General features: G+C 72.0%; 26 protein-coding genes and 1 tRNA gene. 12 read left to right on the top strand and 15 right to left on the bottom strand.

The window, feature by feature from the left end; genetic code table 11:
• Window positions 1-72 precede the first annotated feature (72 nt).
• Window positions 73-1,272: an ABC transporter substrate-binding protein gene (locus tag ACFOY6_RS12555; RefSeq protein ID WP_109515916.1), complete on the bottom strand. Its 1,200-nt coding sequence runs from the start codon at window positions 1,270-1,272 to the stop codon at window positions 73-75.
• A gap of 154 nt (window positions 1,273-1,426) precedes the next feature.
• Entirely contained in the window at window positions 1,427-1,603 is a 177-nt protein-coding gene (locus ACFOY6_RS12550; protein ID WP_379631586.1) for a hypothetical protein, read from the bottom strand.
• A 105-nt stretch (window positions 1,604-1,708) separates the two neighbouring features.
• Here ACFOY6_RS12550 and ACFOY6_RS12545 point away from each other — a divergent pair, with 105 nt between their 5' ends.
• Complete coding sequence (locus tag ACFOY6_RS12545) at window positions 1,709-2,458, top strand: trypsin-like serine peptidase (protein ID WP_379651016.1); 750 nt, start codon at window positions 1,709-1,711, stop codon at window positions 2,456-2,458.
• Here the strand turns inward: ACFOY6_RS12545 and ACFOY6_RS12540 are convergent.
• Window positions 2,424-2,897 (bottom strand): CreA family protein, encoded by a 474-nt coding sequence (locus ACFOY6_RS12540; protein ID WP_379631584.1) that lies wholly within the window; start codon window positions 2,895-2,897, stop codon window positions 2,424-2,426. The two genes, ACFOY6_RS12545 and ACFOY6_RS12540, sit on opposite strands and share 35 nt — an antisense overlap.
• A gap of 179 nt (window positions 2,898-3,076) precedes the next feature.
• Between ACFOY6_RS12540 and ACFOY6_RS12535 the strand changes: the two genes are divergently transcribed.
• The gene (locus ACFOY6_RS12535; protein WP_379651014.1) at window positions 3,077-4,084 is read left to right on the top strand and encodes a Bug family tripartite tricarboxylate transporter substrate binding protein; all 1,008 of its coding nucleotides are present in this window, start codon (window positions 3,077-3,079) and stop codon (window positions 4,082-4,084) included.
• A gap of 61 nt (window positions 4,085-4,145) precedes the next feature.
• Here the strand turns inward: ACFOY6_RS12535 and ACFOY6_RS12530 are convergent, their stop codons facing one another.
• Window positions 4,146-4,352, bottom strand: a complete 207-nt coding sequence (locus tag ACFOY6_RS12530) for a hypothetical protein (protein WP_109515919.1) — start codon at window positions 4,350-4,352, stop codon at window positions 4,146-4,148.
• Window positions 4,353-4,528: 176 nt separating this feature from the next.
• Between ACFOY6_RS12530 and ACFOY6_RS12525 the strand changes: the two genes are divergently transcribed.
• Window positions 4,529-4,678, top strand: a complete 150-nt coding sequence (locus tag ACFOY6_RS12525) for a hypothetical protein (protein WP_181378008.1) — start codon at window positions 4,529-4,531, stop codon at window positions 4,676-4,678.
• Between the two features lie 312 nt (window positions 4,679-4,990).
• Here ACFOY6_RS12525 and ACFOY6_RS12520 read toward each other — a convergent pair whose 3' ends face one another.
• The 3 genes from ACFOY6_RS12520 to ACFOY6_RS12510 form a co-directional block, all read right to left on the bottom strand.
• On the bottom strand, window positions 4,991-5,152 hold the full coding sequence (locus ACFOY6_RS12520) for a DUF6726 family protein (protein ID WP_109515920.1): 162 nt from the start codon (window positions 5,150-5,152) through the stop codon (window positions 4,991-4,993).
• 235 nt (window positions 5,153-5,387) lie between these two features.
• Window positions 5,388-5,464: transfer RNA gene (locus ACFOY6_RS12515), tRNA-Arg, on the bottom strand.
• Between the two features lie 72 nt (window positions 5,465-5,536).
• Window positions 5,537-6,907 (bottom strand): amidase, encoded by a 1,371-nt coding sequence (locus ACFOY6_RS12510; protein ID WP_379651012.1) that lies wholly within the window; start codon window positions 6,905-6,907, stop codon window positions 5,537-5,539.
• Between the two features lie 152 nt (window positions 6,908-7,059).
• Between ACFOY6_RS12510 and ACFOY6_RS12505 the strand changes: the two genes are divergently transcribed.
• The 8 genes from ACFOY6_RS12505 to ACFOY6_RS12470 all read left to right on the top strand — a co-directional run bounded on the left by ACFOY6_RS12505 (window position 7,060) and on the right by ACFOY6_RS12470 (window position 15,505).
• The gene (locus tag ACFOY6_RS12505; protein WP_245906629.1) at window positions 7,060-8,040 is read left to right on the top strand and encodes a TRAP transporter substrate-binding protein; all 981 of its coding nucleotides are present in this window, start codon (window positions 7,060-7,062) and stop codon (window positions 8,038-8,040) included.
• 73 nt (window positions 8,041-8,113) lie between these two features.
• Entirely contained in the window at window positions 8,114-8,620 is a 507-nt protein-coding gene (locus ACFOY6_RS12500; protein WP_379631574.1) for a TRAP transporter small permease, read from the top strand.
• A 6-nt stretch (window positions 8,621-8,626) separates the two neighbouring features.
• Window positions 8,627-9,925 carry a TRAP transporter large permease gene (locus tag ACFOY6_RS12495; protein WP_379651009.1) on the top strand — a complete coding sequence of 433 codons (1,299 nt, stop codon included), beginning with the start codon at window positions 8,627-8,629 and terminating at the stop codon, window positions 9,923-9,925.
• Between the two features lie 35 nt (window positions 9,926-9,960).
• Window positions 9,961-10,803, top strand: a complete 843-nt coding sequence (locus tag ACFOY6_RS12490; RefSeq protein ID WP_379651007.1) for an NAD-dependent epimerase/dehydratase family protein — start codon at window positions 9,961-9,963, stop codon at window positions 10,801-10,803.
• 75 nt (window positions 10,804-10,878) lie between these two features.
• Window positions 10,879-11,718 carry an aldose epimerase family protein gene (locus ACFOY6_RS12485; RefSeq protein ID WP_379651005.1) on the top strand — a complete coding sequence of 280 codons (840 nt, stop codon included), beginning with the start codon at window positions 10,879-10,881 and terminating at the stop codon, window positions 11,716-11,718.
• 54 nt (window positions 11,719-11,772) lie between these two features.
• Window positions 11,773-12,915 (top strand): FAD-dependent oxidoreductase, encoded by a 1,143-nt coding sequence (locus tag ACFOY6_RS12480; protein ID WP_379631562.1) that lies wholly within the window; start codon window positions 11,773-11,775, stop codon window positions 12,913-12,915.
• A gap of 45 nt (window positions 12,916-12,960) precedes the next feature.
• Window positions 12,961-14,268, top strand: coding sequence for an esterase-like activity of phytase family protein (locus ACFOY6_RS12475; protein ID WP_379631560.1), 1,308 nt, complete (start codon window positions 12,961-12,963; stop codon window positions 14,266-14,268).
• 187 nt (window positions 14,269-14,455) lie between these two features.
• Complete coding sequence (locus tag ACFOY6_RS12470; protein WP_379631558.1) at window positions 14,456-15,505, top strand: TerC family protein; 1,050 nt, start codon at window positions 14,456-14,458, stop codon at window positions 15,503-15,505.
• 57 nt (window positions 15,506-15,562) lie between these two features.
• Here ACFOY6_RS12470 and ACFOY6_RS12465 read toward each other — a convergent pair whose 3' ends face one another.
• The 4 genes from ACFOY6_RS12465 to ACFOY6_RS12450 form a co-directional block, all read right to left on the bottom strand.
• Window positions 15,563-16,975: a TRAP transporter large permease gene (locus ACFOY6_RS12465; protein WP_109518804.1), complete on the bottom strand. Its 1,413-nt coding sequence runs from the start codon at window positions 16,973-16,975 to the stop codon at window positions 15,563-15,565.
• A 31-nt stretch (window positions 16,976-17,006) separates the two neighbouring features.
• The gene (locus ACFOY6_RS12460) at window positions 17,007-17,555 is read right to left on the bottom strand and encodes a TRAP transporter small permease subunit (RefSeq protein WP_109518803.1); all 549 of its coding nucleotides are present in this window, start codon (window positions 17,553-17,555) and stop codon (window positions 17,007-17,009) included.
• A 72-nt stretch (window positions 17,556-17,627) separates the two neighbouring features.
• Window positions 17,628-18,728 carry a TRAP transporter substrate-binding protein gene (locus ACFOY6_RS12455; RefSeq protein WP_379631552.1) on the bottom strand — a complete coding sequence of 367 codons (1,101 nt, stop codon included), beginning with the start codon at window positions 18,726-18,728 and terminating at the stop codon, window positions 17,628-17,630.
• 379 nt (window positions 18,729-19,107) lie between these two features.
• On the bottom strand, window positions 19,108-21,024 hold the full coding sequence (locus tag ACFOY6_RS12450; RefSeq protein WP_379651002.1) for a DEAD/DEAH box helicase: 1,917 nt from the start codon (window positions 21,022-21,024) through the stop codon (window positions 19,108-19,110).
• Window positions 21,025-21,370: 346 nt separating this feature from the next.
• On the opposite strand from ACFOY6_RS12450, the gene ACFOY6_RS12445 reads away from it, so the two are divergent.
• Complete coding sequence (locus ACFOY6_RS12445; protein ID WP_379651000.1) at window positions 21,371-21,850, top strand: hypothetical protein; 480 nt, start codon at window positions 21,371-21,373, stop codon at window positions 21,848-21,850.
• 107 nt (window positions 21,851-21,957) lie between these two features.
• Here the strand turns inward: ACFOY6_RS12445 and ACFOY6_RS12440 are convergent, their stop codons facing one another.
• The 4 genes from ACFOY6_RS12440 to ACFOY6_RS12425 all read right to left on the bottom strand — a co-directional run.
• A complete protein-coding gene (locus ACFOY6_RS12440) occupies window positions 21,958-23,367 on the bottom strand; it encodes an FAD-binding oxidoreductase (RefSeq protein WP_379650998.1) in 1,410 nt (469 codons plus the stop codon).
• A complete protein-coding gene (locus tag ACFOY6_RS12435; protein ID WP_379650996.1) occupies window positions 23,364-24,233 on the bottom strand; it encodes a dimethylarginine dimethylaminohydrolase family protein in 870 nt (289 codons plus the stop codon). The genes ACFOY6_RS12440 and ACFOY6_RS12435 overlap by 4 nt, the downstream gene beginning before the upstream one ends.
• Window positions 24,234-24,321: 88 nt before the next feature.
• Window positions 24,322-24,672, bottom strand: a complete 351-nt coding sequence (locus ACFOY6_RS12430; protein ID WP_109518797.1) for a helix-turn-helix domain-containing protein — start codon at window positions 24,670-24,672, stop codon at window positions 24,322-24,324.
• Between the two features lie 10 nt (window positions 24,673-24,682).
• A partial coding sequence (locus tag ACFOY6_RS12425; protein WP_379650994.1) for a Smr/MutS family protein occupies window positions 24,683-25,073 on the bottom strand: 391 nt, incomplete at its 5' end.

Below are 25,073 nucleotides of genomic sequence, written 5' to 3'. Positions count from 1 at the left end.
CCCCCTTCCTTTATTTCCGCAAGCTCCCGGGCGCGCCTGCGGCGACGCCCGGGCCGACCACATCCGGCCCGATCACATCCGGCATTGGCCGGCGTAGGCGTCGGTGTGGTTCTCCAGCACCTTGCCCTTGGTCACCAGGGCGGGCTTGCCGTCGGCGCCGCGCTCCACCTTCAGCAGGAACCAGTCCTGCACCGGGTGCTGGTTGGCGCCGAAAGCGAAGCGGCCGCGCGGGCTCTCGAAGGACGCCGGCTGCATCGCCTTCCGGAAGGCGGCGAGATCCTCGACGCTGCCGCCCGTGCCCTTCAGCGCGGCGCCGATGGCCAGCGCCGTGTCGTAGCCCTGCTGCGCGTAGTAGGTGGGGGTGCGGTTGTACTTGGCGGTGAAGGCCTCGACGAAGCGGCGGCTGGCCGGGTTGTCGAAGTCGCTGTTCCACTGCGCCGTCACGTTGATGCCGAGCGCCGCCTCGCCCACCGCGGCGAGGGTGGTGCTGTCCATCGAGGGCGAGGCCAGCACCATCGGCGTGGTGGCCGAGAGCCCGGCCTGCACATACTGCTTCAGGAAGGCGATGCCGAGGCCGCCGGGGTGGAACTGGTACACCGCGTCCGGCTGCGCGGCGCGGATCTGCGCCATCTCGGCGGCGTAGTCGGTCTGGTCGAGGCGGGTATAGACCTCGCCGGCGATCTGCCCCTTGTAGAAGCGCTTGAAGCCGGTGATGGCGTCCTTCCCCGCCTGGTAGTTGGGGGCGAGGATGAACATGCGCTTGAAGCCGAGATTCATCGCCGCCTGCCCGGCGCTCTCGTGCAGGCTGTCATTCTGCCAGGCGACGGACCAGAAGTTGCGGTGGCACTCCCGCCCGGCGAAGGTGGAGGGGGAGGCGTTGGGGCTGACATAGATGCCGTCGGAATCCAGCACGTCCGGCGCCACGGCGCCGAGCACGTTGGAGAACACCACGCCGGTCATCAGCCGGATCTTCTCGTTCTTCAGGAAGCGCTCGGCGATCTGCTTGCCCTGGCCGGGCTTCAGCGCGTCATCCTCCACCAGCAGCCGCACCGGCGTGCCGCCCAGCCTGCCATCCTCCATCTCCATGGCGAGGGCGAAGGCATCCCGGATGTCCTGGCCGAGATAGCCGCCCGGGCCGGAGAGGGTGGTGATCATGCCGATCTTGAGTGCCGCGCCCTGGCCGGTGGCCGATTGGGCCAGGGCAGGGCGGGCCAGCAGAGGGGCCATCGCCGTCGCGCCGGCCGCGCGCAGCAGGGTCCGCCTTTCGATCATCCCAGGTCTTCCCGTCCGAAGGTTTCCCTCGTGCTTAAACCGTCTCACGCGGAGGGCGAAGGGCAAACCTGATCGGGGCCGGCAACCATCGGCCGGGGCGGCCCCTCCGGAAGGCAGGCGGGAAAGGGCGCGGGCGGGCCGCCCGCCTGGCGCGCTAGCGGTTGGCGATTCCCCGCATGTAGCGGCGCTCCGGCCGATAGGCGCCTTGCAGCAGCCATTCGCGCAGGAGGCGGATCAGGCGGGCCTGGAAGCGGCGGGAAGAGGCGAGGCGCATATCAAAAACCGTCCCGAAGATCTGATATTTCATGTTTGCCGCAGGATGCGTGAACATTCTGTAAATGCGGAACGTTGCCAGAAGATGCACAGCCAACGCCGGATTTGATTCGCCAGCCCCGGCTGCGGGCGCCACACCCGGCCGATGCCACGACCGCGCCTGATGCCTGCCCTCCTGCCCGCCTTCCTGCTGAGCCTTGCCGCGGCCGCGGTGGCGGCCAACCCGCTGTTGCCCGGCGTGGGCGAGGCGGACCCGCGCCGCGGGGTGGATGTCTCGGCGGCGCCCTGGCGGGCCTTCGGGCGGGTGCAGACGGAGCTGGGCGGCCGCTGCACCGGCGTGCTGGTCGGCCCCCGCCATGTGCTGACGGCGGCGCACTGCCTGGTCGCGCCGCGCGCCGCCGCGCTGGTGCAGCCCGGCTCGGTGCATTTCCTGCGCGGCTACCGGATGGGGGAATGGACCGGGCAGGCGCGCGTCGTGGCCTACCGGACCGGGCCGGGCTTCGAGGCGGCGCGGCGTGGCCCGGCGGGCGCGGACTGGGCGCTGCTGACCCTCGACCGGCCCCTCGGCGAGGCGGATGAGGCGTTGCCGCTGCTGCGCGTGGCCCCGGCGCCGGGCACCGCGCTGCTGCTCGGCGGCTACCAGCAGGACAGGCCGGAGGTGCTGATGGCGGATTCCGGCTGCCGCGTCCTGGCCGCGGCGCCGCTGCTGCTGCACGACTGCGCCGGCACCCGCGGCAGCAGCGCCGCGCCGCTGCTGGTGGCGGAGGGGGCGGGGTGGGCGGGCGCCGGCGTGGCGGTGGGGGTGGCGCGGGACCGGCCGCTCGGCATCGCCGTGCCGGCCGCCGCCCTGCCTGCCCCGCCGCCGCCGCCCCCGGGGCCTAGCGTGCCGCCGTCTCGATCGGCACCGCCGTGACGCTGTTGTAGGGCGAGCCATCCACCAGCTTGGTGCTGGTGATGAGATAGATCAGCACGCGCTTCTCCGCGTCCAGGATGCGCGTCACCGTCAGCGCCTTGAACAGCGGCGAGGCGGACTGGCGGAACACGGATTCCGTCTGCGGCAGGCCGGCGGGCAGGCTGACCGGCCCGGTGGCGCGGCAGGCGATGCTGAAGCGCGAGGGGTCTTCCGCCAGCCCCACCCAGCCGGAGAGTCCGCCCGTGTCGGCGCGCGAGACGTAGCAGGAGACATTGGCCACGCGCGGGTCGTCGTAGCGTTCCACCACCACCTTGTCGTTGGGGCCCACCAAGCGGAAGGTGGTGCTGATCTCGCCCACCCGCGTCTGGCCGAGGGCGGGCGCCGCCAGGGCCGGCAGCATGGCGAGGGCGAGGGCCATGAAAGGCCGGAATCGGTTCATGCGCATCCTGTTTCTCCGGGCCATGCCCGGCATGGGAAGTGTGACATGTCATCTGGGATGCGCGGTGGCGGGGGCGAAGGGTGGACCGCGCCGCTGAGGGATCTTTATCCCGCCCCTGCCTTGCCCCCCTGGTGCGGCTTGCCTATGCAGCCAGCCAAATCCTGGAGGAAGCCCCGAGAATGACCCGCGCCCCCGGCCGCCGCGCCGTTCTGACCCTGCCTGCCCTGACTCTCCCTGGCCTGACCCTTCCTGCCCTGCTGACCGGCCGCGAGGCCAGCGCCGAGGCCGAATGGCCGTCCCGCCCGGTCCGCCTGCTGATTCCCTTCCCGCCCGGGCAGGCCACGGACACCATGCTGCGCCTGCTGGCCGACGAGCTTTCCCGCCGCTGGCCGCAGCGCGTGGTGGTGGAGAACCGCGCCGGCGGCGCGGGGGTGGTGGGCACCGACGCGGGGGCGCGGGCGGCGCCGGACGGCTACACCCTGCTGGCCTCCACCAGCGGCACGCACGGCATCAACCCCAGCGTCATCCCCAACCTGCCCTACGATGCCGAGGCGGATTTCGCCTACATCACCACGGTGTTCACCGTGCCGCTGGTGATCGTGGCGCACCCCTCCTTCGCGCCCCGCACCGTGGCGGAGCTGGTGGCGGCGGCGCGCCAGGCGCCCGGCGCCATCAACTATGGCAGCGGCGGGCCCGGCACCTCGCAGCACATGGCGGCGGAGATGTTCGCCCACCAGGCCGGGGTGCGGCTGACGCATGTGCCCTATCGCGGCAGCGGCCCGGCGGTGGCGGACCTGCTGGCCGGCAACATCCCGATGATGTTCGACAGCGTGGCCAGCGCCCTGCCGCATGTCCAGGCCGGGCGCATCCGGGCGCTGGGCGTCACCTCGGCCGCGCGGGCGCCGCAACTGCCGGAGGTGCCCAGCATCGGCGAGACGCTGTCGGGCTACGTGGCCATCGGCTGGGGCGGGCTGTGCGCGCCGGCCGGCACCCCGGAGCCGATCCTGCGCCGCGTCAATGCGGAGGTGACGTCCCTGCTGCGCGACCCGGCCTTCGCGGCGCGGATGCAGCAGATGGGCGGCACGCCGGCCCCCCAGGAGATGGCGGAGGCCGGCGCCTTCGTCCGCGCGGAGATCGCCAAGTGGCGGGCGGTGGCGCGCACCGCGAATGTGCGGCTGGGAGGCTGAGGCAGCCGGCGCGCGCCTTCGCCTTTCCGCCGCCTTCAGGCGCGCCGCGGCTCCGCCGCCTTCAGGCACGCCGCGGCTGGCTGCTCTCCGGCACCGGGCGGGCCGGCAGCTCCAGCGCGGCGTCCAGCCCGTTGATCATGCGCTGCAGATCCGGCAGGCGGCTGGCGCTGGGCGCCTCGTGAGCGATGCCCAGTGTCTGGGCGATGTGGCTGCGGCGCGCCGCCAGGGCATGTTGCCGCAGCACGCGCAGATTGTCGTTCGGCGTCATAGCGGTTCCTCCTTCGGCTTCTTGCTGAGCCGCTGGAGAGAGTGGGACGGCGCCGGAGCGGCCGCAAGCGTGCGGAACCCGCGAAATTTCTCTCGCTTTTGTTTGAATTTGGGTGGATCAATAACTCGTTAACAGTTTGTCCGCAGGATACTTCCTACCTTCCGCGAGGCACCGCCATGAGCGACACCGTTGCCGATCCCAGCCTGTCCCTCGACCTCGAGCTGCCGGAGGCGCGCCCCTCCCCAGCCAAGGGGCTAATGTGGGGAGGGGTGCTGAGCATTCCGCTCTGGGCGCTCATCGGGCTGGTGGTGGCCCGCGCCTTCTGAAGCGCGGCCTGTCCCTGGCTCCGCGCCAGGGCTGGCTCGTCTTTTCCCCGCCCTGAAATGAAGCGCCGCAGGCCGGACCGGCCTGCGGCGATTTCGTGCGGCAGGCGGAGGCTTCGGCCGGCGGCATCGCTTATCGGCAGGGGGGGCTCGCATTCTGCTGGCCGCGGGACGCGCCGGGGGCGGCATGGCCCCGCCGGCCGCGGCGGCTGGCAATCCCACCGCGACGGGCCAGCACGCCGGAGGTGCCTGAGGGAACGGCCGGAACGATCCCGGCCGCTTCCGGGCGCGGGATGTCCGCGCCCCTGCTGCGGATCAGGGGTCGATCGCATCCCCGACAGCATGGATCGGGCCGCCGACCGGGCCGCCGACAACAGGCACGACCTTCACCACATCGCCGGCGACACGGAAGGGCAGGGCCACCAGCCCGCAGCCACTCAGGCACAGAAGCGCCGCAAGACAAACGATCAACCGCATCGGGCGATCTCCCTTGATGAGGCGGGCACGCCGGTCGGGCGTGGGCCAGCCGGGGTTCCGGGTCCGGAAGCAGGCACCTTGACTGCGGCTTCAATGGGGCACGGAGGGGGGGGCAGGGCGGGTATGGTCCCCAGGTCACGGGGAGGGCTGCGACGAAGACGGCGCCAGGCGGCGATCGGCCGGCGGCCCGTTGGACCACAGCGCAGGCATGCCCGAATTTTCTGGAACGAAAGGGTGGCGGACCCGATACGATTCGAACGTACGACCTTTGCCTTCGGAGGGCAACGCTCTATCCAGCTGAGCTACGGGTCCTCGCCAGGGGCTTCTTTAGCCGGATGCGGCCGGCAAGGGAAGCCCCCGGATCGCACTCTCAGGCTGCCAAGCTCAGGCCGCCAGGGCCGCCTCCACCGCCACGGCAATGGCGAACAGCGCGGCATCGCCGTCATGGGCGCCGGTCAGCATCAGCCCCACCGGCGCCTCGCCCGGGGCATGGCAGGGCAGGCTGATGCTGCAGCGGTCGAGGAAGTTGAAGGCCGCCGTGTTGCGCAGCAGCAGCAGGTTGATGCGGTTGTACTCGGCCTCCTCCGCCACCTCGGAGAGGGCGGGCGGGGTCAGGGCGGTGGTCGGGCAGAGCACCGCGTCATAGGGCGCGGTGCGCGCCGCCGTGGCGGCGATGATGCGGGCGCGGTCCTGTTGCAGGGCGATGTAGTCGGCGGCGCTCATCGCCGCGCCGCGCTGGATGCGGGCCCGGATGCGCGGGTCGTAGCGGTCGGCGGCGCGGGCGAGCAGGGCGCGGTGCCAGGCATAGGCTTCCACCGCCGCGAAGCCGCCCGTGGCATTCGCCCTCGGGATCTCGGCCAGCTCCGGCAGGGCGAATCGCTCGATCCGCGCGCCGGCCTGTTCCAGCCGCGCCACGGCGCGGTCGAAGGCGGCCAGCACCGCCGGCTCCACCCCCTCGAACAGGAAGGTGTCCTCGGGGATGCCGAGGCGCAGCCCGGCCACCGGGCGGGCGGGCGGCGGCGCGGCGTGCCCGGCGCCGGCCATCAGCGCGTGCAGCACGGCGCAGCAGCCGGCGGTGTTGGCCAGCGGCCCGATGCTGTCGAGCGAGAAGGAGAGCGGCAGCACGCCTTCCAGCGGCACCCGCTTCGCGGTGGGCTTGTAGCCGACGATGCCGCACAGCGCCGCCGGCACGCGGCAGGAGCCGCCGGTGTCGGAGCCCAGCGCGCCGAGGCCCATGCCCTCGGCCACCGCCACGGCGGCGCCGGAGGAGGAGCCGCCGGGCAGCCGCCCCGTGGCGCGGTCCCAGGGCGAGAGCGGCGTGCCGTGGTGCGGGTTCACGCCCAGGCCGCTGAAGGCGAACTCCACCATGTTGGTGCGGCCGAGCACGACGAAGCCGGCCCGCTCCAGCCGCGCCACGGCAGGGGCGGTGGCCGTGGCGGGGGCTGCGTCGTCCAGCGCCGCGGCGCCGGCGCGGGTGGGCACGCCCTGCTGGTCGAACAGGTCCTTGATGGAGATGGGGATGCCGGCCCAGGGGGAGGGGGCGCGGCCGGCGGCGCGCAGCGAATCCATGGCGCGGGCCGTGGCCAGGGCCTGCTCCGCCTGCACCGCCACGAAGGCCCGCGCGCCCTCGCCGGTGGGGTCGGCGATGCGGGCCAGGGCGGCCTCGGTCAGCGCCAGGGCGGTGGTGCGGCCGGTGGCAAGGTCCTGGGCGGCCTGGGAGAGGGTGGGGGCGAAGCTGGCGGCGCGGTGCGGCATGCGGAAAGGGCGATCCTGGCGGCGGCGGAGGAAGGGGCGGGCATGCTGCGGCGGGTGGCGGCGCAGGGCAAGAGACCGCGATCGGGGGGTTTGACAACCGGGCCGTTTCGGAGGCACGCTTTCCCCAACGAAAACATGCGGGGGGAAGTATGATGACCCGACGTCTGATGAATTGGGCGGCCGCGGCCGCGGTGGCGCTGCTGGGCTGGACCTCCACGCCCAGCCAGGCGCAGGAATGGCGCGGCTGGAACATCCATCCGCCGGACTACCCCGTCTCCAAGGGCATGGACCGCTTCACCGAGCTGGTGGCCCAGCGCAGCAACAACCGCATCCGGATGAAGACCTTCCATTCGGCGCAGCTCGGCCAGCAGGACGAGGCGATCCAGCAGATGCGGCTGGGCTCGATCGACTTCGCCGAGTTCAACATGAGCGGGCTGAACAACATCGTCCCCAGCACCCAGGTGCTGACGCTGCCCTTCCTGTTCCGCTCCGTGGCGCACCAGCACACGGTGGTGGACGGCCCGATCGGCGACACGGTGGCCGAGGACCTCGCCAATGCCGGCATCGTGCCGCTGGCCTGGTACGACGCCGGCGCGCGCAGCATGTACACCATCCGCCCGGTGAAGGTGCCGGCCGACCTGCGCGGCATGAAGATCCGCGTGCAGACCTCGGATCTGTGGATCGACATCATCAAGGCGCTGGGCGCCAACGCGACGCCGCTGCCCTTCGGCGAGGTGTACACCTCGCTGCAGTCCGGCGTCATCGACGGCGCCGAGAACAACTGGCCCTCCTACGAGAGCACCCGCCACTTCGAGGTGGCCAAGTACTTCGCCACCACCGAGCACTCCAACGTGCCGGAGGTGCTGGCGGTCTCCTCTCTGCGCTGGCGCCGGCTGAACCAGGCCGACAAGGACATGCTCCGCGCCGCCGCCCGCGAATCGGCGCAGTATCAGCGCCAGCTCTGGGCGGAGCGCGAGCGGGTGAGCCGGGAGAAGGTGATCGCCGGCGGCGCGCAGGTGACCGACATCACCGACCGCGGGCCTTGGCAGCAGCTGATGGAGCCGGTCTACAAGAAGTACGCGACCGACCCGCGCATGGCCGACCTGGTCCGCCGCATCCGCGAGACGCCCTGACAGGCCGGGGCGCGGCATCCCACCGGGTGCCGCGCCCTTTTTCCATCCGCGCCATGCAGGGAGCCCCGCCGCGATGGCAGCCTTCTCGCGCCTGCTCGATATTCTCGCCCGCATCGTCATCGTCCTGGCCTCCGCCGCCATGGTGCTGCTGGTGGCCATCACCGGCTGGATGGTGTTCGGCCGCTACGTGCTGAACGACACGCCCACCTGGGTGGAGCGGGCCGCCGTCCTCATCGTCCTTGGCATCGTGCTGCCGGTCGCGGCCGTGGGGGTGCGCGAGCGCTTCCACCTCTCCGTCCTTGGCTTCCGCGACGCGCTGCCGGCGCCGGCACGCTGGGCGGCGGAACTGGCCTCCGACGTTGTCGTCGGCCTGTTCGGCCTCGCCATGGCCTGGTGGTCCTGGGAGCTGGTGGCGACCAGCCAGGGCATCCGCATCCCGCTGCTCGGCATCAGCCAGATCTGGACCTACCTGCCGCTGACCCTCTGCGGCGCGCTCATCACCCTGTTCTCAGTCGAGCAGGTCCTGCTCGCGCTGCGGCACCGCCATACCGAGCGGCACGCCGCCCTGCCGCTGGAGTAGCCCCGCGTGGAAATCGGCCTGATCCTTCTCTTCCTCGTCTTCTTCGCCGGCATCGTCATGGGGGTGCCGGTGGCCTTCACGCTGGGCCTCGCCGCGCTGGCCGGCTTCCTGTGGGAGGGCATCAGCCCCGCCGTGGTGTTCCAGCAGATGACGTCGGGGATGAGCATGTTCTCCCTGCTCGCCATCCCGTTCTTCATCTTCGCCGGCGAGATCATGATGCATGGCGGCATCGCCCGGCGGCTGATCGCTGTGGCGGCCGGGCTGGTGGGCTGGATGCGCGGCGGCCTCGGCCTGGTGAACGTCGCCGCCTCCATGCTGTTCGGCGGCATCTCCGGCTCGGCGGTGGCCGACGCCTCGGCGCTCGGCACCGTGCTGATCCCGGCGATGAAGCAGAAGGGCTACGACACCGACTACGCGGTGAACGTGACGGTCACGGCCTCGATCGCCGGCATCATGATCCCGCCCAGCCACAACATGATCCTCTACAGCCTGGCGGCGGGGGGCGGCATCTCGGTCTCGGCGCTGTTCTTCGCCGGCATCGTGCCGGGCGTCATCATGTGCGCCTGCCTCGCGGTCGCCGCCTATGTGCTGGCGGTGCGGCGCGGCTACCCGGCCGAGCAGTGGCAGGGCTTCCGCCACCTGCTGATGACCTTCCTCGACGCGCTGCCGGGGCTGATGACCGGCGTCATCATCCTGGGCGGCGTGCTGGGCGGCGTCTTCACCGTCACCGAATCGGCCGCCTTCGGCGCCATCTGGGCGGTGCTGGCCACGCTGATCGTCTATCGCGGCCTGACCTGGGAAACCTTCAAGATCGCCCTCGCCGCCTCGGTGCGCACCACCGCCGTGGTGCTGCTGCTGGTGGGCACCGCCACGGCCTTCGCCTACCTGCTCGCCCTCTACGGCTTCGCCGACATGCTGACGCGCGGGATGCTGGCAATCAGCGACAACCCCATCGTCATCCTGCTGCTGATCAACGTGGCGCTGCTGCTGCTCGGCTGCGTCATGGACATGGCGGCGCTGATCCTGATCACCACGCCCATCTTCCTGCCCGTGGTGCAGGCGCTGGGCATGGACCCGGTGCAGTTCGGCATGGTGGTGATGATGAATCTCGGCCTCGGCCTCACCACGCCGCCGGTCGGCGCGGTGCTGTTCGTCGGCTGCGCCATCGGCAAGATCCGCATCGAGCAGACAATGAAGGGCATCTGGCCGTTCTATGGCGCCATCCTGGTGGCGCTGGCCTTGACCACCTACTGGCCCGCTGTTTCCCTCACCCTGCCGCGCCTGCTGCTCGGCTACGGCCAGTGACGCGCGGCCGTTGAATTCCTGAGGACCGCAACCCGATGACCGCTTCGCAAAAGCCCGTCCTGCTGACCGGCGCCTCCGGCAATCTCGGCCGCATGCTGGCGGCCGAGCTGTCGGCGCGCGGCCACAGCCTGGTGCTGACCGACATCAAGCCCTTCCCCGACCCGCTGCCGGAAGGGGCCAGGTTCACCACCGTGGATCTCGGCGACGGGCTGGCGATGATGCGCATCGCCGAGGGTTGCCAGGCGATCCTGCATTTCGGCGGCGTCTCGGTCGACCGGCCCTTCGAGGAGGTGCTGGACCCCAACATCCGCGGCCTCTACCACGTCTACGAGGCGGCGCGGCGCGAGGGGGCGCGGGTGCTGTTCGCCAGCTCCAACCACAGCATCGGCTTCCACGAGCGCCCCTCGGGCAACGCCGCGAAGCTGGATGCCGACTGCGCCTTCCGCCCCGACAGCTTCTACGGCCTCTCCAAGGCCTATGGCGAGCTGATGGGCCGGCTCTACTGGGACAAGCACGGGGTGGAGAACCTCAACGTCCGCATCGGCTCCTGCTTCCCCGAGCCGGTGGATGCCCGGATGCTCTCCACCTGGCTCTCCTTCGCCGACCTGGCGCGGCTCTGCGCCGACTTCATCGCGGCGCCGAAGGTCGGCCATGCCGTGATCTGGGGCGCCAGCGACAATCCCGCCACCTACTGGGGCGCCGACCACCGCGACCGCATCGGCTGGCAGCCGCAGGACAGCGCCGAGGCGTTCCGCGAGCAGGTGGGCGGCAAGGTCTCCGGCAACCCGGTGACCGAGCGCTACCAGGGCGGCGCCTACTGCGCCAGCGACTACAGCCGCGCCGGGCCCAGCCCGCGCGAGACCTTCGCCCTGGACTGACCGGCCCCGCCCCGGTCTGGCGCGCGGGGCGGGGGAGGCCTATCCTTCCCCCGCCGCACCGCCAAGGAAGCTTCCATGCGCCTCGAATCCGGTCCCTGGCGGGCCGAGCTGAGCCCGGAGGAGGGCGCCGCCTTCGTCGCGCTGGAGCATGAAGGGCGCCCCATCCTGGCGCCGCTCGCCGGCCGCGACCCCAATTCCACCCCGGCCGGCGCCTTCTGGATGCTGCCCTGGACCAACCGCCTCGATGGCGGCCGCTTTCCCTGGGCCGGCGCCACCCATGTCTTCCCGCTGACCCATCCGCAGGAAGGCAACGCGCTGCACGGCCTCTCGCGCCTCGCGCCCTGGCAGGTGGAGGAGCAGGGCGCGGCGGTGGCGGTGCTGACCCAGTCCCTTGCCCGCGGGCCGTTCCATTACCACGCCCGGCTGCGCGTGGCGCTGGGGCCGGAAGGGCTGCGCCTGGCCATGACGGTGCGCAACGCCGGCACCGCGCCCTGCCCGATGGGCTTCGGCTGGCACCCCTGGTTCGCGCGGCCGCCGGGCTGCACCCTCCGCTTCGCCGCGCGCGCCACCTTCCTGCGCGATGCACGCAAGCTGCCCGTCGCCACGCAGGACAGCGCCGGGCTGGAGGGCGGCGAGCTGGACTGGCTCGGCACCGACGCGCATTTCGCCGGCTGGGACGGGCTGGCCGAGCTGCGCCGCCCGGACATGGCGCTGACGCTGCGCGCCAGCGGCGACTGGGCGCACAACCTGCAATTCTACGCGCCCGCCGACCATCCGGTGCTCTGCCTGGAGCCGGTGAGCCATGTGCCGGATGTCATCAACCGCCCCTTCCTGGCCCCGCATGGCGCCATGCGCGTGCTGGCGCCCGGCGAGGCGCTGGAGGGGCTGATCACCCTCTCGGTGGCGCCGGCCTGAGAGGCGGGCCGCCAGGCCGTTGCCTTTCCGCCCCGCCGCGTCATGCTGCGCGCCATGCCGAACGCGCTTGTCCTCGGGGCCGGGATCATGGGCCTCTCCGCCGCCTGGGGCCTGTCCGGGGCGGGCTGGTCCGTCACCGTGGTGGAGCAGGATGACTGCCCCAACCCGCGCGGCGCCAGCGTCGACGACCACCGCCTGATCCGCCACGCCTATGGCGCCGAGCGCGGCTACATGCGGATGGTGGACGCCGCCTACGCCGCCTGGGACCGGCTCTGGGCCGACCTCGGCGAGACGCTGTACGTGCCGACCGGCGTGCTGGCCCTGGGCGGGGAAGGCGGCGGCGAACCCGGCCCCGGCTGGCTGGCCGAGAGCCGCGCCGCCCTGGCCGCCGACGGCCATGCCTTCACCGATCTCGACCCCGCCGCGCTGGAGCGGCGCTTCCCCATGCTCTCCGCGGCGGGGGTGGGGGAGGCTTTCCACATGGCGCCGGGCGGCGTGCTGCTGGCGCGGCGCATCGTGGCGGCGCTGGCGGCGCATCTGGCGGCGCGCGGCGTCGCCTTCCGCCGCGCCCGCGCGCGTTCGGCCGACCCGGAACGCGCCACCCTGGCGCTGGAGGACGGCACCACCCTGGGCGGAGACCTGCTGGTGGTGGCCGCCGGCCCCTGGGCGCCGCGCTTCCTGCCCGGCCTCGCCGCGCGCGTCACGCCCTCGCGGCAGATCGTCGTCTATCTGGAGCCGCCGCCGGAGCACCGCGCCGCCTGGGCCGCCGCGCCGATGCTGCTCGACCTCTCCGAGCGGGGCGGCTTCTACGCCGTGCCGCCGGTGGCGGGCACGGCGCTGAAGATCGGCGACCACCGCTTCTCCCGCCAGGGCGACGCCGACGACCCGCGCGAGGCCAGCCCGGCCGAGGCGGAGGCCATCCTCGCCCTGGCCCGCCCCCGGCTGCGCGGCGCGGCGGGCTACCGCGTGCTCGGCGCCCGCGCCTGCTACTACGACGTGGAGCCAGAGGAGCGCTTCCTGCTGGAGCCGATCGGGCCGCGGGCGCTGGTGATGAGCGGCTTCTCCGGCCATGGCTTCAAGTTCGGCCCGCTGCTGGGGCTGGCGGTGGCGGGCGAGGACCGGATGCGCCGCGCCGCCTGGGCCGCCGGCCATGCGGAGGACGCGGCTGTCATGGAAGGGTCACGCGGCAGCGCCTGAGGCGGCCGCTAGGGTCCGCGCATCCTCCATGCGCGGATTCCCACCATGCGACGCCTTCTGCTCACCTGCGGCCTGCTGCTTCCCGTCCTCGCCGCCCCCGCCCTCGCGGCGCCCGAGATCACCATGCTGGAGAGCGACGACCCGGCGCTGCGCCTCGGCCGCCACACCTTCCCGGGTGGCCGGGCGCTGGAGCTCTCGGTGGGCATCGGCAGCGCCGCCTACCACCGCCCGGGCGACCCGGCGGACATCCTCTACACCCTCTCCGACCGTGGCCCGAACATCGCCTGCGCCGATGCCGAGCCGGTCACCGGCCTGAAGCCGGAGGCGATCTGCGCCGAGGACCGGCGCGGCCGCCTCTACCCGGTGCCGCGCTACGCCCCCACCCTCTACGGCGTGCAGCTCCTGCCCGCCGAGAAGCGCTTCCGCCTCTTCGAGGCCATCGCGCTGAAGCGGCCCGACGGCCGGCCCGTGAGCGGCCTGACCAACCCGCTGCCCGGCCGCACCGAGACGCCGCTGGACGGCACCGGCCGCGCCCTGCCGCACGACCCCGCCGCCATCGACGCCGAGGGGCTGCTGCGCCTGCCCGATGGCCGCTTCTGGGTGGGCGAGGAGAATGGCCCCTCGCTGGTCGAGGTGGCGGCCGATGGCCGCATCCTGCGCCGCGTCGTCCCCGCCGGCACAGAGGGCGAGTTCGCCGGCGCGGGCTACCGCATCGAGCCCGGCCTGCCGGCCATCCTGGCCCGGCGCCAGTCCAACCGCGGCATCGAGAGCATGGCCGGCACGCCGGACGGCGCCACCCTCTACGCCATCCTGCAGAACCCGCTGGCCAACCCGGACGCCGCCGCCTACCGCGCCGCGCGCAACACCCGGCTGCTCCGCTTCGACCCCGCCGCCGGGCGGGTGACGGGCGAATGGGTCTACCAGCTCGACGACCCGCGCAGTTTCCGCAATGATCCCTCCGAGCGGCAGAGCGACCCGCGCATCTCCGAGCTGGCCTGGCTCGGGCCCGAGCGGCTGCTGGTGCTGGAGCGCACCGAGCGGACCACCAAGCTCTACGAGGTGCGGCTGGACCGGGGTGCCACCGACATCGCCGGCACCGCCTGGGACGACGCGGCCACCCGCCCCAGCCTGGAGCAGCGCAACGACCTCTCGGGCAACGACCTCTCGGGCACCGGCCTCGTGCCGCTGGCCAAGCGGCTGGTGCTGGACAGCGCCGACCACCCCGAGCTGCCCGGCAAGATCGAGGGCATCGCCATCCTGCCGGACCGCACCCTGGTCCTCGTCAACGACGACGATTTCGGCATCACCGGCGAGACGACGCGCATCGCCCTGATCCGCGGCGTGCTGGACTGAGGGGCGGCGAAGGCGGGAGGAACGGGCGGGGCAGGAAAATCGGCGCGCCGCCCGCGCCGCCGTCTTGAACGGAGCCTGGGCCGGGCCACGTCATCCGGCGTCCGGTTCCCTCTGGCAGCGCGCCCCGCGGCGCCTGCGATGTCGGACACATCGCTTGATCCCGCCCCTCCGCCGGAGGGGCCCGACCATGCCGGAGCCGACCTTGGAATTCCTCACAGCCAGCTTCCTGGCCACGCCCGTCTGGATGTGGCTCGCCTTCATGGCGCTCGTCGTCACCCTGCTGGTGCTCGACCTCGGGGTCCTGCACCGCGAGAGCCGCGAGATCGGCGTGCGCGAGAGCCTGACCCTCTCCGCCGTCTATATCGGCCTCGGCCTGCTGTTCGGCGGCTGGGTCTGGTATTCCTTCGACCACCTGCGCCCGCCCCTGGAAGGCGCGCTCGACGGCGCCACCGCCGCCCAGCTCTACTGGACCGGCTTCATCGTCGAGAAGACCCTGGCGATGGACAATGTCTTCGTCATCGCCATGATCTTCGGCTACTTCGCCGTGCCCCGCCTCTACCAGCACCGCGTGCTGTTCTGGGGCATCCTCGGCGTCATCGTGCTGCGCGCCATCATGATCGGCCTCGGCGCCGCCATCGTGCAGCAATTCGCCTGGGTGCTCTACCTGTTCGCCGGCTTCCTCATCCTCACCGGCATCAAGATGTGGCGGATGGCGGACGCCAAGCCGGACATCGCCGGCAACCCGCTGCTCCGCCTCATCCGTCGCCGCTTCCGCGTGACGGAGGGGCTGCACGGCGAGCGCTTCTTCATCCGCCAGCCGGACCCGGCCACCGGCCGCCCCGCCCTGTTCATGACGCCGCTCTTCCTGGCGCTGGTGCTGGTGGAGGTGGCGGACGTCATCTTCGCGGTGGATTCGGTGCCGGCGATCTTCGCCATCACCACCGACCCCTTCATCGTCTACACCTCGAACATCTTCGCCATCCTCGGCCTGCGCGCGCTCTACTTCGCGCTCTCGGCCATGGTGCACCGCTTCCACTACCTGAAATACGCGCTCTCGGTGCTGCTGGTGTTCATCGGCGGCAAGATCTTCGTGGCGGACCTGCTCTTCCCCGAGACCGGCAAGGTGCCGCCCGCCCTCTCGCTCGGCGTCACCTTCGCCATCCTGGCGGCGGGCATCCTCTACTCGCTGTGGCGCACGCGCGGCATGGCGGCGCCCCCGGCCGCGCCGGGGGCATGAAAAAAGGCCCGCGCCGGTGTGGCGCGGGCCTTCCCCCCGTTCAGCGCGGCGCCAATCTCACTTGAAGATCAGCGGCGCCGCCTCGTCGTTCATGTCGGGCATCGGCACGTCGATCACCACGCTGCCGGGGTCGACGCCGGTGCCCTTGTCCAGCCAGTAGGTGACGCTCTCCGGCCAGAGGATGACGATGGCCACCAGCACCAGCTGCAGGCACAGCCAGGGGATGGCGCCCCAGTAGATGTCGCGGGTCAGAACCGTCTTGGGCGCCACGCCGCGCAGGTAGAACAGCGCGAAGCCGAAGGGCGGGTGCATGAAGCTGGTCTGCAGGTTCACGCAGAGCAGCACGCCGAACCAGACCAGGTTGATGTCGAGCTTCGCCGCCACGGGCCCGAGCAGCGGCACCACGATGAAGACGATCTCGAAGAAGTCGAGGAAGAAGGCCAGGAAGAAGACGAAGATGTTGACGAAGATCAGGAAGCCCGTCTGCCCGCCCGGCAGGTGGGAGAGCATGTGCTCGATCCAGATTCCGCCATCGACGCCCTGGAACACCAGGGAGAACACGGTGGAGCCCACCAGGATGAAGATGACCATGGCCGTCAGGCGCATGGTGTTCTCCATCGCCTGGCGCATCAGCGGCCAGGTGAGGCGGCGGTTGATGGCGGCCAGCAGGATGGCGCCGCAGGCGCCCATCGCGCCCGCCTCGGTCGGCGTGGCGAGGCCCAGGAAGATGGTGCCCAGCACCAGGAAGATGAGCACGATCGAGGGCACCATGCCCTTGATGACGCGCCAGTAGAGCGGCCAGCCGCGCGGCCCCAGCGCCTCGGGCGGCAGCGGCGGCACGCGGTGCGGCTGCAGGATGGCGACGCCCGCGATGAACAGCAGGAACAGCGAGATCTGCAGCAGCGAGGGGCCGATGGCGCCGGCATACATGTCGCCCACGCTCTTGCCGAGCTGGTCGCCCAGCAGGATCAGCACCAGCGAGGGCGGGATCAGCTGCGCGATAGTGCCGGAGGCGGCGATGACGCCGGTGGCGATGCGCATGTCGTAGCCGTAGCGCAGCATCACCGGCAGGCTGATCATGCCCATGGCGATGACGCTGGCCGCCACCGTGCCGGTGATGGCGCCGAGCACCGCGCCCACCAGCACCACCGCGACGGCCAGGCCGCCCGGGATCTTGCCGAAGAGCTGGCCGGTGCCCTCCAGCAGGTCCTCCGCCAGCCCGCAGCGCTCCAGCACCGCCCCCATCAGCGTGAAGAAGGGGATGGAGAGCAGCAGCTCGTTCGACATGATGCCGAACACGCGGAAGGGCAGGTTGCCGAGATAGGCCGTGGTGAAGAAGCCCAGCTCGATCGAGAAGAAGCCGAAGAACAGCCCGACCGCGGCCAGCGAGAAGGCCACCGGGAAGCCGATCAGCAGGAAGATGACGAGGCCGCCGAACATCAGCGGCGGCATCATCTCGAGAGTTACCATCGGGGTGAGGTTTCCGCGCTACGGGTGGGATTTATTGGTCGGGGCGGTGGTATTCGGTGACCACCTCGGCATCGGGCCGGATGCCGCGCAGCAGCGCCACCCGCTTGATCAGCTCGGACAGGCCCTGCAGCCAGATCAGCACGAAGCCGACCGGCAGGATCAGCTTCACCGGCCAGCGGATCAGCCCGCCGGCATTGGAGGATTCCTCCATGCGCTGGAAGCTGTCGAGGAAGAAGGGCCAGGTCATCCAGGCCATCAGCCCCATGGCGGGCAGCAGGAACAGCACCAGGCCGAACACGTCGACCCAGAGCCGCTTGCGCTCCGACAGGTTGCCGAACACCAGGTCCACCCGCACATGCTCGTTGCGCAGCAGCGTCGGCGCCGCGCCGAGCATGACGATGCCGGCGAAGAAGTACCACTGCACCTCCAGCCAGGCGTTCGAGGAATAACTGAACGCGTAGCGCACCACGGCATTGCCGGCGCTGGTCACGACGGCCAGCAGGACCAGCCAGTAGGCGACGACGCCCATGCTCGTGTTGATACGGTCCATCGCCCGACTGAAGCCAAGCAGGGCACCCATTCGCCGGAACCCTCCGGGTTGGAAGTTGAAGAGGGCCGGCGCCGCCCGCGGGGGGCGGCGCCGGCGTCGCGGTCAGCGGCGCGCCTGCGCCTCCTGGCCGTACATGGCATAGACGAACTGGTCGAAGCTGTACTCGGCCACGCGGAACCAGCCATACTGCTCGTCGCGGAAGGCCTTCCAGTGGGCATAGACCTTCTTGAAGGTCTCGTTCTTCGCCGCTGTCTCCTCATACAGCTCGAAGGCCGCCTTGTAGCTCGCCTGCATCACGTCGCGCGGGAAGGGGCGGAGCTGCGCGCCGCCGGCGATCAGCCGGCGCAGCGCGGGCGGGTTCTGCACGTCGTACTTCGCCATCGTCTCGATGGTGGCGTCGCGGCAGGCGCTCTCCAGCGCCTCCTTGTAGAGCTGCGGCAGCTCCTCGTACTTCGCCTTGTTGATGAACATGGAGAGGTTGAGGCACCCCTCCCACCAGCCCGGGTAGTAGTAGAAGGGCGCGACGCGGTTGAAGCCCAGCTTCTCGTCGTCATACGGCCCGATCCACTCGGCGGCGTCGATCGTGCCCTTCTCCAGCGCCGGGTAGATATCGCCGCCGGCGATCTGCTGCGGCACCACGCCGAGCTTCTGCAGCACGTTGCCGGCGAAGCCGCCGACGCGGAACTTCAGCCCCTCCAGGTCCTTGACGGTCTTGATCTCCTTGCGGAACCAGCCGCCCATCTGCGCGCCCGTGTTGCCGGCCGGGATGGAGACCATGTTGTAGGTGGCGAAGAATTCCTTCAGCACGTCGCGCCCGCCGCCCTGCTGCAGCCAGGCGTTGGTCTGGCGCATGTTCATGCCGAAGGGCACGGCGCCGTCGAAGGCGAAGGTCGGATCCTTGCCGACGAAGTAGTAGGAGGCGGTGTGGGCGCACTCCACCGTGCCGTTCTGCACGGCGTCGGCCACCTGCAGCCCGGGCACCAGCTCGCCGGCCGGGAAGGCGCGGATCTGGAACCGGTTGTCGGTCAGCGCGGCGACGCGCTTGGCCACGTGCTCGCCGGCGCCGTAGATGGTGTCGAGCGAGCGCGGGAAGGAGCTTGCGAGGCGCCAGCGGATTTCGGGAGCGGTCTGGGCGATGGCAGGGGCGGCCAGGGCCGAGGCCCCCATGACGGCCCCGCCGGCCAGCAATTGACGACGGATCATTGCGCCGAAGACTCCTTGGACTGGACCGGCTTCAACCTGCCGGCTCACGACTATTTTCGGGCAGATTGGCTGTCCTGTCACGCACCGGAACGACCCCGCCATTGCCCCGCGCCGCCGGCCCCGCCGGCCAGCGGGCGAGCCGCGCGCGGCGGCCTCCGGGCTGGCCTGGGATGGCGACGCAGGCCTCCCCGGCACTGCCCGACGCCCCTTAGCCATAAAAGCCGAGGTCGAGGCAATTTCATTAATTTTGCTTTAGATTTTGCGCCGCTTCAGCCGCCTTGCCGGTGGCGTGGCTTTTCGGCCGCCTTGCCGGCGGCGTGGCTTTCCGGCCGCCTTGCCGGCGGCGTGGCTTTCCGGCCGCCTTGCCGGCGGCGGCTTCTCAGCCGCCTTGCCGGCGGCGGGGCGCCTCCGCCGCCCGCGCCGTGCCGCCGCGCCGGGCCGGGGGGCTCCACTCGGCGCGCTTGCGGGCGGTCCAGGCATAGCGCGGGTCGCCGGCCAGCAGGTGCTGGTGGTCCGCCAGCCGGTTGCGCTCCAGCCAGCCGATGGCGGCCTCCAGCTCCAGCAGGCTCATCTGCGCGCGGCTCCGGTTGCCCAGCACCCGCTTCAGCGTGGCGTTGTAGCGGTGGTAGAGGCCGGGGCCGCCCAGGCCCGAGCGTGGGCCCTGCAGCATCGCCTCGTCCTCCACCGCCTGCGCCGCCACCATCTCGCCGATGCGCGCGCGCAGCCGCCGCTCCGCCACCGAGGGCGCCTCCGGCGCATCGGCCGCCGCCTCCAGCCCGGGGCGCTTCAGCGCCAGCTCGGGGCCGGGGGCCAGCGTGTCGAAGCGCAGCGCCAGGGCGTTGGATTCGAGCGGGGTGATGCCCTCGCGCGGCGGCAGCTGGTCGCGCAGCCAGAGCGGCAGCACGCCCGGCGCGCGGCGCGGCTTCGGCCGGCGCGCCAGCGTGCCCTGCTCGGTCTCCATGCGCAGGCGGAAGCGGCCGAAGAGCGGGTCATCGGGGTGGAAGACCAGCGCGCGCTGCTGCTCGTAGGGGCCGGCCTGCGGGTCCACCCGCGTGGCGCGCGCCACCATCTGCTCCAGCCAGGGGCGGGAGCGGATATGCGTCAGCGCCGCCACCACCGCCACCTCCGGCGCGTCCAGCCCCTCATAGGCCATCGCCACCGTCACCAGGATGGAGGGCTGCGGCCGCAGCCGGAAGGCAGCCAGCGTCTGCTGCGCGTCGCCGCTGTCGGAGGTGGCGAGCGCCACCGCCTCCTCCGCCTCGCGCGCCGGCACCCAGCGCCGCAGCAGGCCGAGATAGTGCCGCGCCGTGGCCTGGTCCGGCGCCACCACCAGCAGCTTGCCCAGGCCCCGCGCCGTGGTGCCGGGCGGCAGGCCGCGCGCCTGCCGGCGGCGCGCGCGCAGGTCGCGCGTGGCCAGGAAGGCCTCGTGCAGCAGCGCCTCGGCGAAGCCGGTGCGCAGCGCGGTGAACAGGGCGGGGCGCGTCGTCTCGTCCGGGAAGCGGTTGGCGAGGCGGTGCGGGCCGAGGCTGTGGCCGTCCTCGTCCCGCCAGCGCGCCTCCCCATCCATGGCGCCGAAGGTGACGGGCAGCACGGCGCGCTCGGCCAGCGCCTGCGCCCGGCTGTAGCCGATGACGGCCCAGCCCGGCGCATCGAGCTCCACCTCCCGCGTGCGGGCGCGCGGGCCGCTGCGGTAGGGCAGCCAGAGGATGCCGCGCCCATCCGCCCGCTCCAGCGTGCCGGAGAGCAGCAGCCGCACCGCCGCGCATTCCAGCAGCGGCAGCAGCGCGCGCGACCAGGCGCCGGCGAGGTCCTCCTCCGGCGCCGCCTCCGCCTGCGCCGCCGCCATGGGGTCGGTCTCGGGCAGGGCGGGCAGGTGGTGCATCTCGTCCACCACCAGCAGGGTGCGGTGGCGGCGGAACTCGGCCAGGTGCAGCGCCGGCGCGGCGGCGATGCCCTGGTAGGTGGTGACATAGCCATCCAGCCCGCGGCAGGGGTCGGGCGCGTTCTCCGCCGCCCGCACCGTGAGGCCGTGGCCCAGCGCGGCGCGCCAGGCGGGGTCGGCGAAGGCCTCCTCGGCCTGCAGGCGCAGGCTGTCGCGCGGCACCACCCAGCAGACGCGGTCGATCAGCCCCGCCGCCTTCAGCCGCGCCGCCGCGATCACCGGCAGCAGCGACTTGCCGCCGCCCGGCGTCACGGCGGCCAGGATGTCCCGTGCCGGGGTGCGCCCCTCGGCGATGGCGGCCACCACCCCGGCGAGGCGGCGCTGATGCGTGCGCAGCTGGCGTGGCAGCGACATGGGCCGGCAACACTCCGTGAAAGTGCTGAACGTAAGAAGAACATCATGCCATTCCAAGGGCTTGTGCCCTGGCAAGTCACGTCGGTGTTACACGTCGGCCGTGCCGGTGGCGCGGGGGCGGGGCGGGCGCGCCGCTGCTCCGCAAAAAGAGAACAAAGAGTGACCATTTGGGCTTGCCAAGGAAGGCTTAAATTCCCACATTGGGCTTGTGCCGATGGTGGGTGGCCAGCGGCACGGAGCGTCGCGCGGCCCTGAAACGCCGCTGCGGATGGAGATGTTCGCCGGCTGCGACTCGGTTGCGCCAGGCGCGCTCCGGCCTTGCCCATGCCACCGGGAGCTTGAGAGAATGTCTGAATATTTTCCTACGGAGGCCGTTCGCGGCCTCTGGGAGGAGCGCCGCGCCGTGGTGCTGGGGCATCTGCGCGCGGCCATCGCGCCGCTCGCCGCCGAAGGGCTCGAAACCCGCGACATCCATGGCTGGGCGCTCTGGGCGCGGCTGAAAAGCTGGACGGTGGACATCACCACCAGCGTGCCCTTCAGCGAGTCGGACCACCTCGCCATGCTGGAGCGGGCGATGAAGGTGACCGAGTTCGGCCCCGGCCGGCCGGTGGTGCGGGAGGGGAAGATTCGCTTCCTGCCCGGCAGCGCCACGCTGGCGCCGGAAGGGCGCGCCGCGCTGGAGGCGGCGGCGGCGGCGCTGCTGCGCTTCCTGCGTGAAGGTCCGCCGCAGCGCCTGGATGCGCGCGGCCGCCCGGCCCGGCGCGCGCCCCGCAACCCGACGCGCCGCGCGATGGAGCTGCGCGCCGGCTACGCCAAGGCGGGTTAAGAAAAAAGAACCAAAAAACTTTTGTCAGTTGGCGCCGCGCTGGCTGATGGCGCGCCGCCAAGCTGACAAAGTCTTTTTGCTTCTTTTTCTTCAGAAAAAGAAGAAATCTAGTTCAGGAACAGCTTGCCGGGATTGAGGATCCCCTTCGGGTCCAGCGTGGCCTTCAGCCCGCGCATGATGTCCAGCACCTCGGCGCCGTGCTCCTGCACCAGGAACTCCCGCTTGCCGAGGCCGATGCCGTGCTCGCCCGAGCAGGTGCCGCCCAGCGCCAGCCCCTGCGCCACGATCTGCCGGTCCAGCGCCCAGGCCTTCTCCAGCCCTTCCGGGTCGTCGGCCGGGAACAGGATGACGACGTGGTAGTTGCCGTCGCCGACATGGCCGACGATGCAGGTGTTCTGCCCCGCCGCCTCGGCCAGCGCCTTGGCGCCGGTGATGGCCTCGGCCAGGCGGGAGATCGGCACGCAGACATCGGTGGTGATGCCGCGGCAGCCCGGGTAGAGGGCGTTGGCCGCCCACCAGGCGTCGTGCCGGGCCTTCCACAGCCGGCCGCGCGTCTCGGCGTCCTCGGCCCAGGCGAAGCCCTTGCCGCCCATCTCGGCGGCCAGCGCCTCCACCGCCTCGGCCTGCTCGCGCACGCCGTTCGGGCTGCCGTGGAACTCCAGGAACAGCGTCGGCAGCGGCGCGTAGGGCAGCTTCGAATAGGCGATGGAGGCGCGCATCTGCTCGGCATCCGCCAGCTCGATGCGCGCCACCGGGATGCCCGCCTGCATCGTCATGATGACGGTCTCGACCGCCGCCTGCAGGCTGTCGAACTGGCAGACGGCGGCGGTGGTCGCCTCCGGGATGCCGTGCAGCCGCAGGCGGATCTTGGTGACGACGCCGAGCGTGCCCTCGGAGCCGATGATCAGCCGCGTCAGGTCGTAGCCATTGGCGGCCTTGCGGGTGCGGCCGCCGGTGGTGATGACGCGGCCATCGGCCAGCACCACCTCGAGGCCCATCACCGCCTCGCGCATGGTGCCGTAGCGCACGGCGTTGGTGCCGCTGGCGCGGGTGGCCACCATGCCGCCCAGCGTGCAGTGGCTGCCGGGATCGACGGGGAAGAACAGCCCCTGGTCGCGCAGGAAGTCGTTCAGCTGGTGGCGGGTGACGCCCGGCTCCACCAGGCAGTCCATGTCCTCGGCATTCACCTCCAGCACCGCGTTCATGCGGCTGAGGTCGAGGCTGATGCCGCGCCGGACGGGCACCACGTGCCCCTCCAGGCTGGTGCCGGCGCCGAAGGGCGTCACCGGCACGCCCTGCGCGTGGCACAGCGCCAGCAGGCGGGAGACCTCCGCCGTGCTCTCCACGAAGGCCACCGCGTCCGGCAGCACCGGCGGGTTGGCGTCCTCGCCGCGCGAATGCTGCTCGCGGATGGAGGCGTTGGTGGAGAGGCGCTCGCCCAGGAAGTCGCGGGCGGCGGCCAGCACCGTGTCGAGCGGCGTGGTGTCGAGCGGCGTGATGTCGAGAAGGGGGGTCATGCGGTCTCCTCCACCCGCGCCAGCGGGCAGGTCAGGCAATGCGGGCCGCCGCCACCCAGGGTGAACAGCGACAATTCGGGGTCGAGCACGGTGAGGCCCTCGGCGCGCAGCGCGGCGTTCAGCCCCTGGTTGCCGCGCGCGGAGATAACACGCCCCCCGCCCAGCGCCAGCACGTTGCAGCCGAGCTGCATCACCTCGCGGTAAGAGACGGGGATGCAGCGGATGCCGTGGTCGGCCAGCCAGCCGAGCAGCGTGTCGTCCAGCACCTCGGTGCAGGCCACGGCGAGGCCGGGCGCGGCCATGCAGAACAGCACGTCGAGATGCAGGAAGTGCTCGTCGAACGGCTCGAGGCGCACCTCCCAGCCCTCGGCGCGCAGCCAGCCGGCGAACTGCTCCGCCCCCGCCTCGTCCGTGCGGCCGCCCGAATGGCCGATCAGCGCCAGGCCGGGGCGGAGGATGTGGATGTCGCCCCCCTCCAGCGTGCCGGCGGAGGATTTCCGCCAGAAGGCGCTGCCATGGGCGGCGTGGAAGTCGATCAGCGCGGCGTATTCGCCCCGGCGCTGCGGCCGCTCGAGCTGGCACAGCACGGCGCCCCGGTGGGTCATCACCACGCTGTCGCGCGTATAGGCCATGTAGGGCAGGTGCGGCTCCGGCGTCAGCCGGTGGATGGTGACGCCGGCCTCCTGCATCGCCGCCACCAGCTCGGCGTGCTGGGCGGCCAGATGCGCCGGCGCCGGCGCCTGCCGGTTCTCCGACAGGGTGCGGCGGGCGATGCTGTTGGTGGGGATCCACCGGTAATGATCCGGGGGGCAGACGAGGACGTCCGTCAGGACCCCTGTTTCGGAAGCGACGTGCCAGTTCGACATGCGCGGCACGCTACGCCCGCCGCGCGCGCCACGCCAGCGGCGCTATTCGCCCCGCGCCAGCAGCGCTATTCGCCCTGCGCCAGCGGCGCTATTCGCCCAGCAGCCGCCGCATCGCGCGCAGCGTCTCGGGCGGCAGGGTGCGAATGCGCGCGGCGAGCAGGTTGGCCAGCTCGGTCGCCTCCGGCGAGAGGCCGGCGGTGTCGAGTGTCACGCGCGGGTGGGAGAGGCGGGCGAGGCGCACCATCTCCTCCGCATCGTCCCAGATCAGCTCGAAATACTCGTTCACCTGGTGGATCAGCCCCGCCGAGGGCCGGCCGCGCCGCCCGTGCTCCAGCGCCGAGAGATAGGCGGCCGAGACATGCAGCGCGGCGGCGAGCTGCTGCAGCGTCACGCCCCGGTCCTCGCGCAGCGCGCGCAGCCTGGCGCCGAAGGGGGTCACGCGCGGCGCCTCAGGGGGCGCGGCGGCGGCGCAGCAGCAGGTGCACCACCCCCTGGTTCGGCACCGGGTGCGCCGCGCCGAGCAGCAGCGGCCGCAGGTCGGGCGCGTTCAGCCAGTGCGGCAGCTCCCGCCGCAGCACGCCGCCATCCGGCGCCGGGCCCTTGCCCGTCACCACCGCCACGCAGCGCAGCCCCTGGGCATGGGCGGAGAACAGGAAGCCCCGCACCGCCAGATAGGCCTCCTGCGCGCGGCGGCCATGCAGGTCCAGCGTCCGCTCCGGGCGGGTGCGGCCGCGGCGCAGATCCTTCCAGCGCTGGTGGTCCAGCCCGCCGGGCTGGTGGCCGACATGCAGGGCGGAGGGGGAGGGCCGCGGGGCCGGGGGCGCGGCGGGCAGGGTGGCG

This window comes from Teichococcus aestuarii, from assembly GCF_042651065.1.
GTDB lineage: Bacteria > Pseudomonadota > Alphaproteobacteria > Acetobacterales > Acetobacteraceae > Pseudoroseomonas > Pseudoroseomonas aestuarii.
This window is presented reverse-complemented; position numbering and strand designations above follow the sequence as displayed.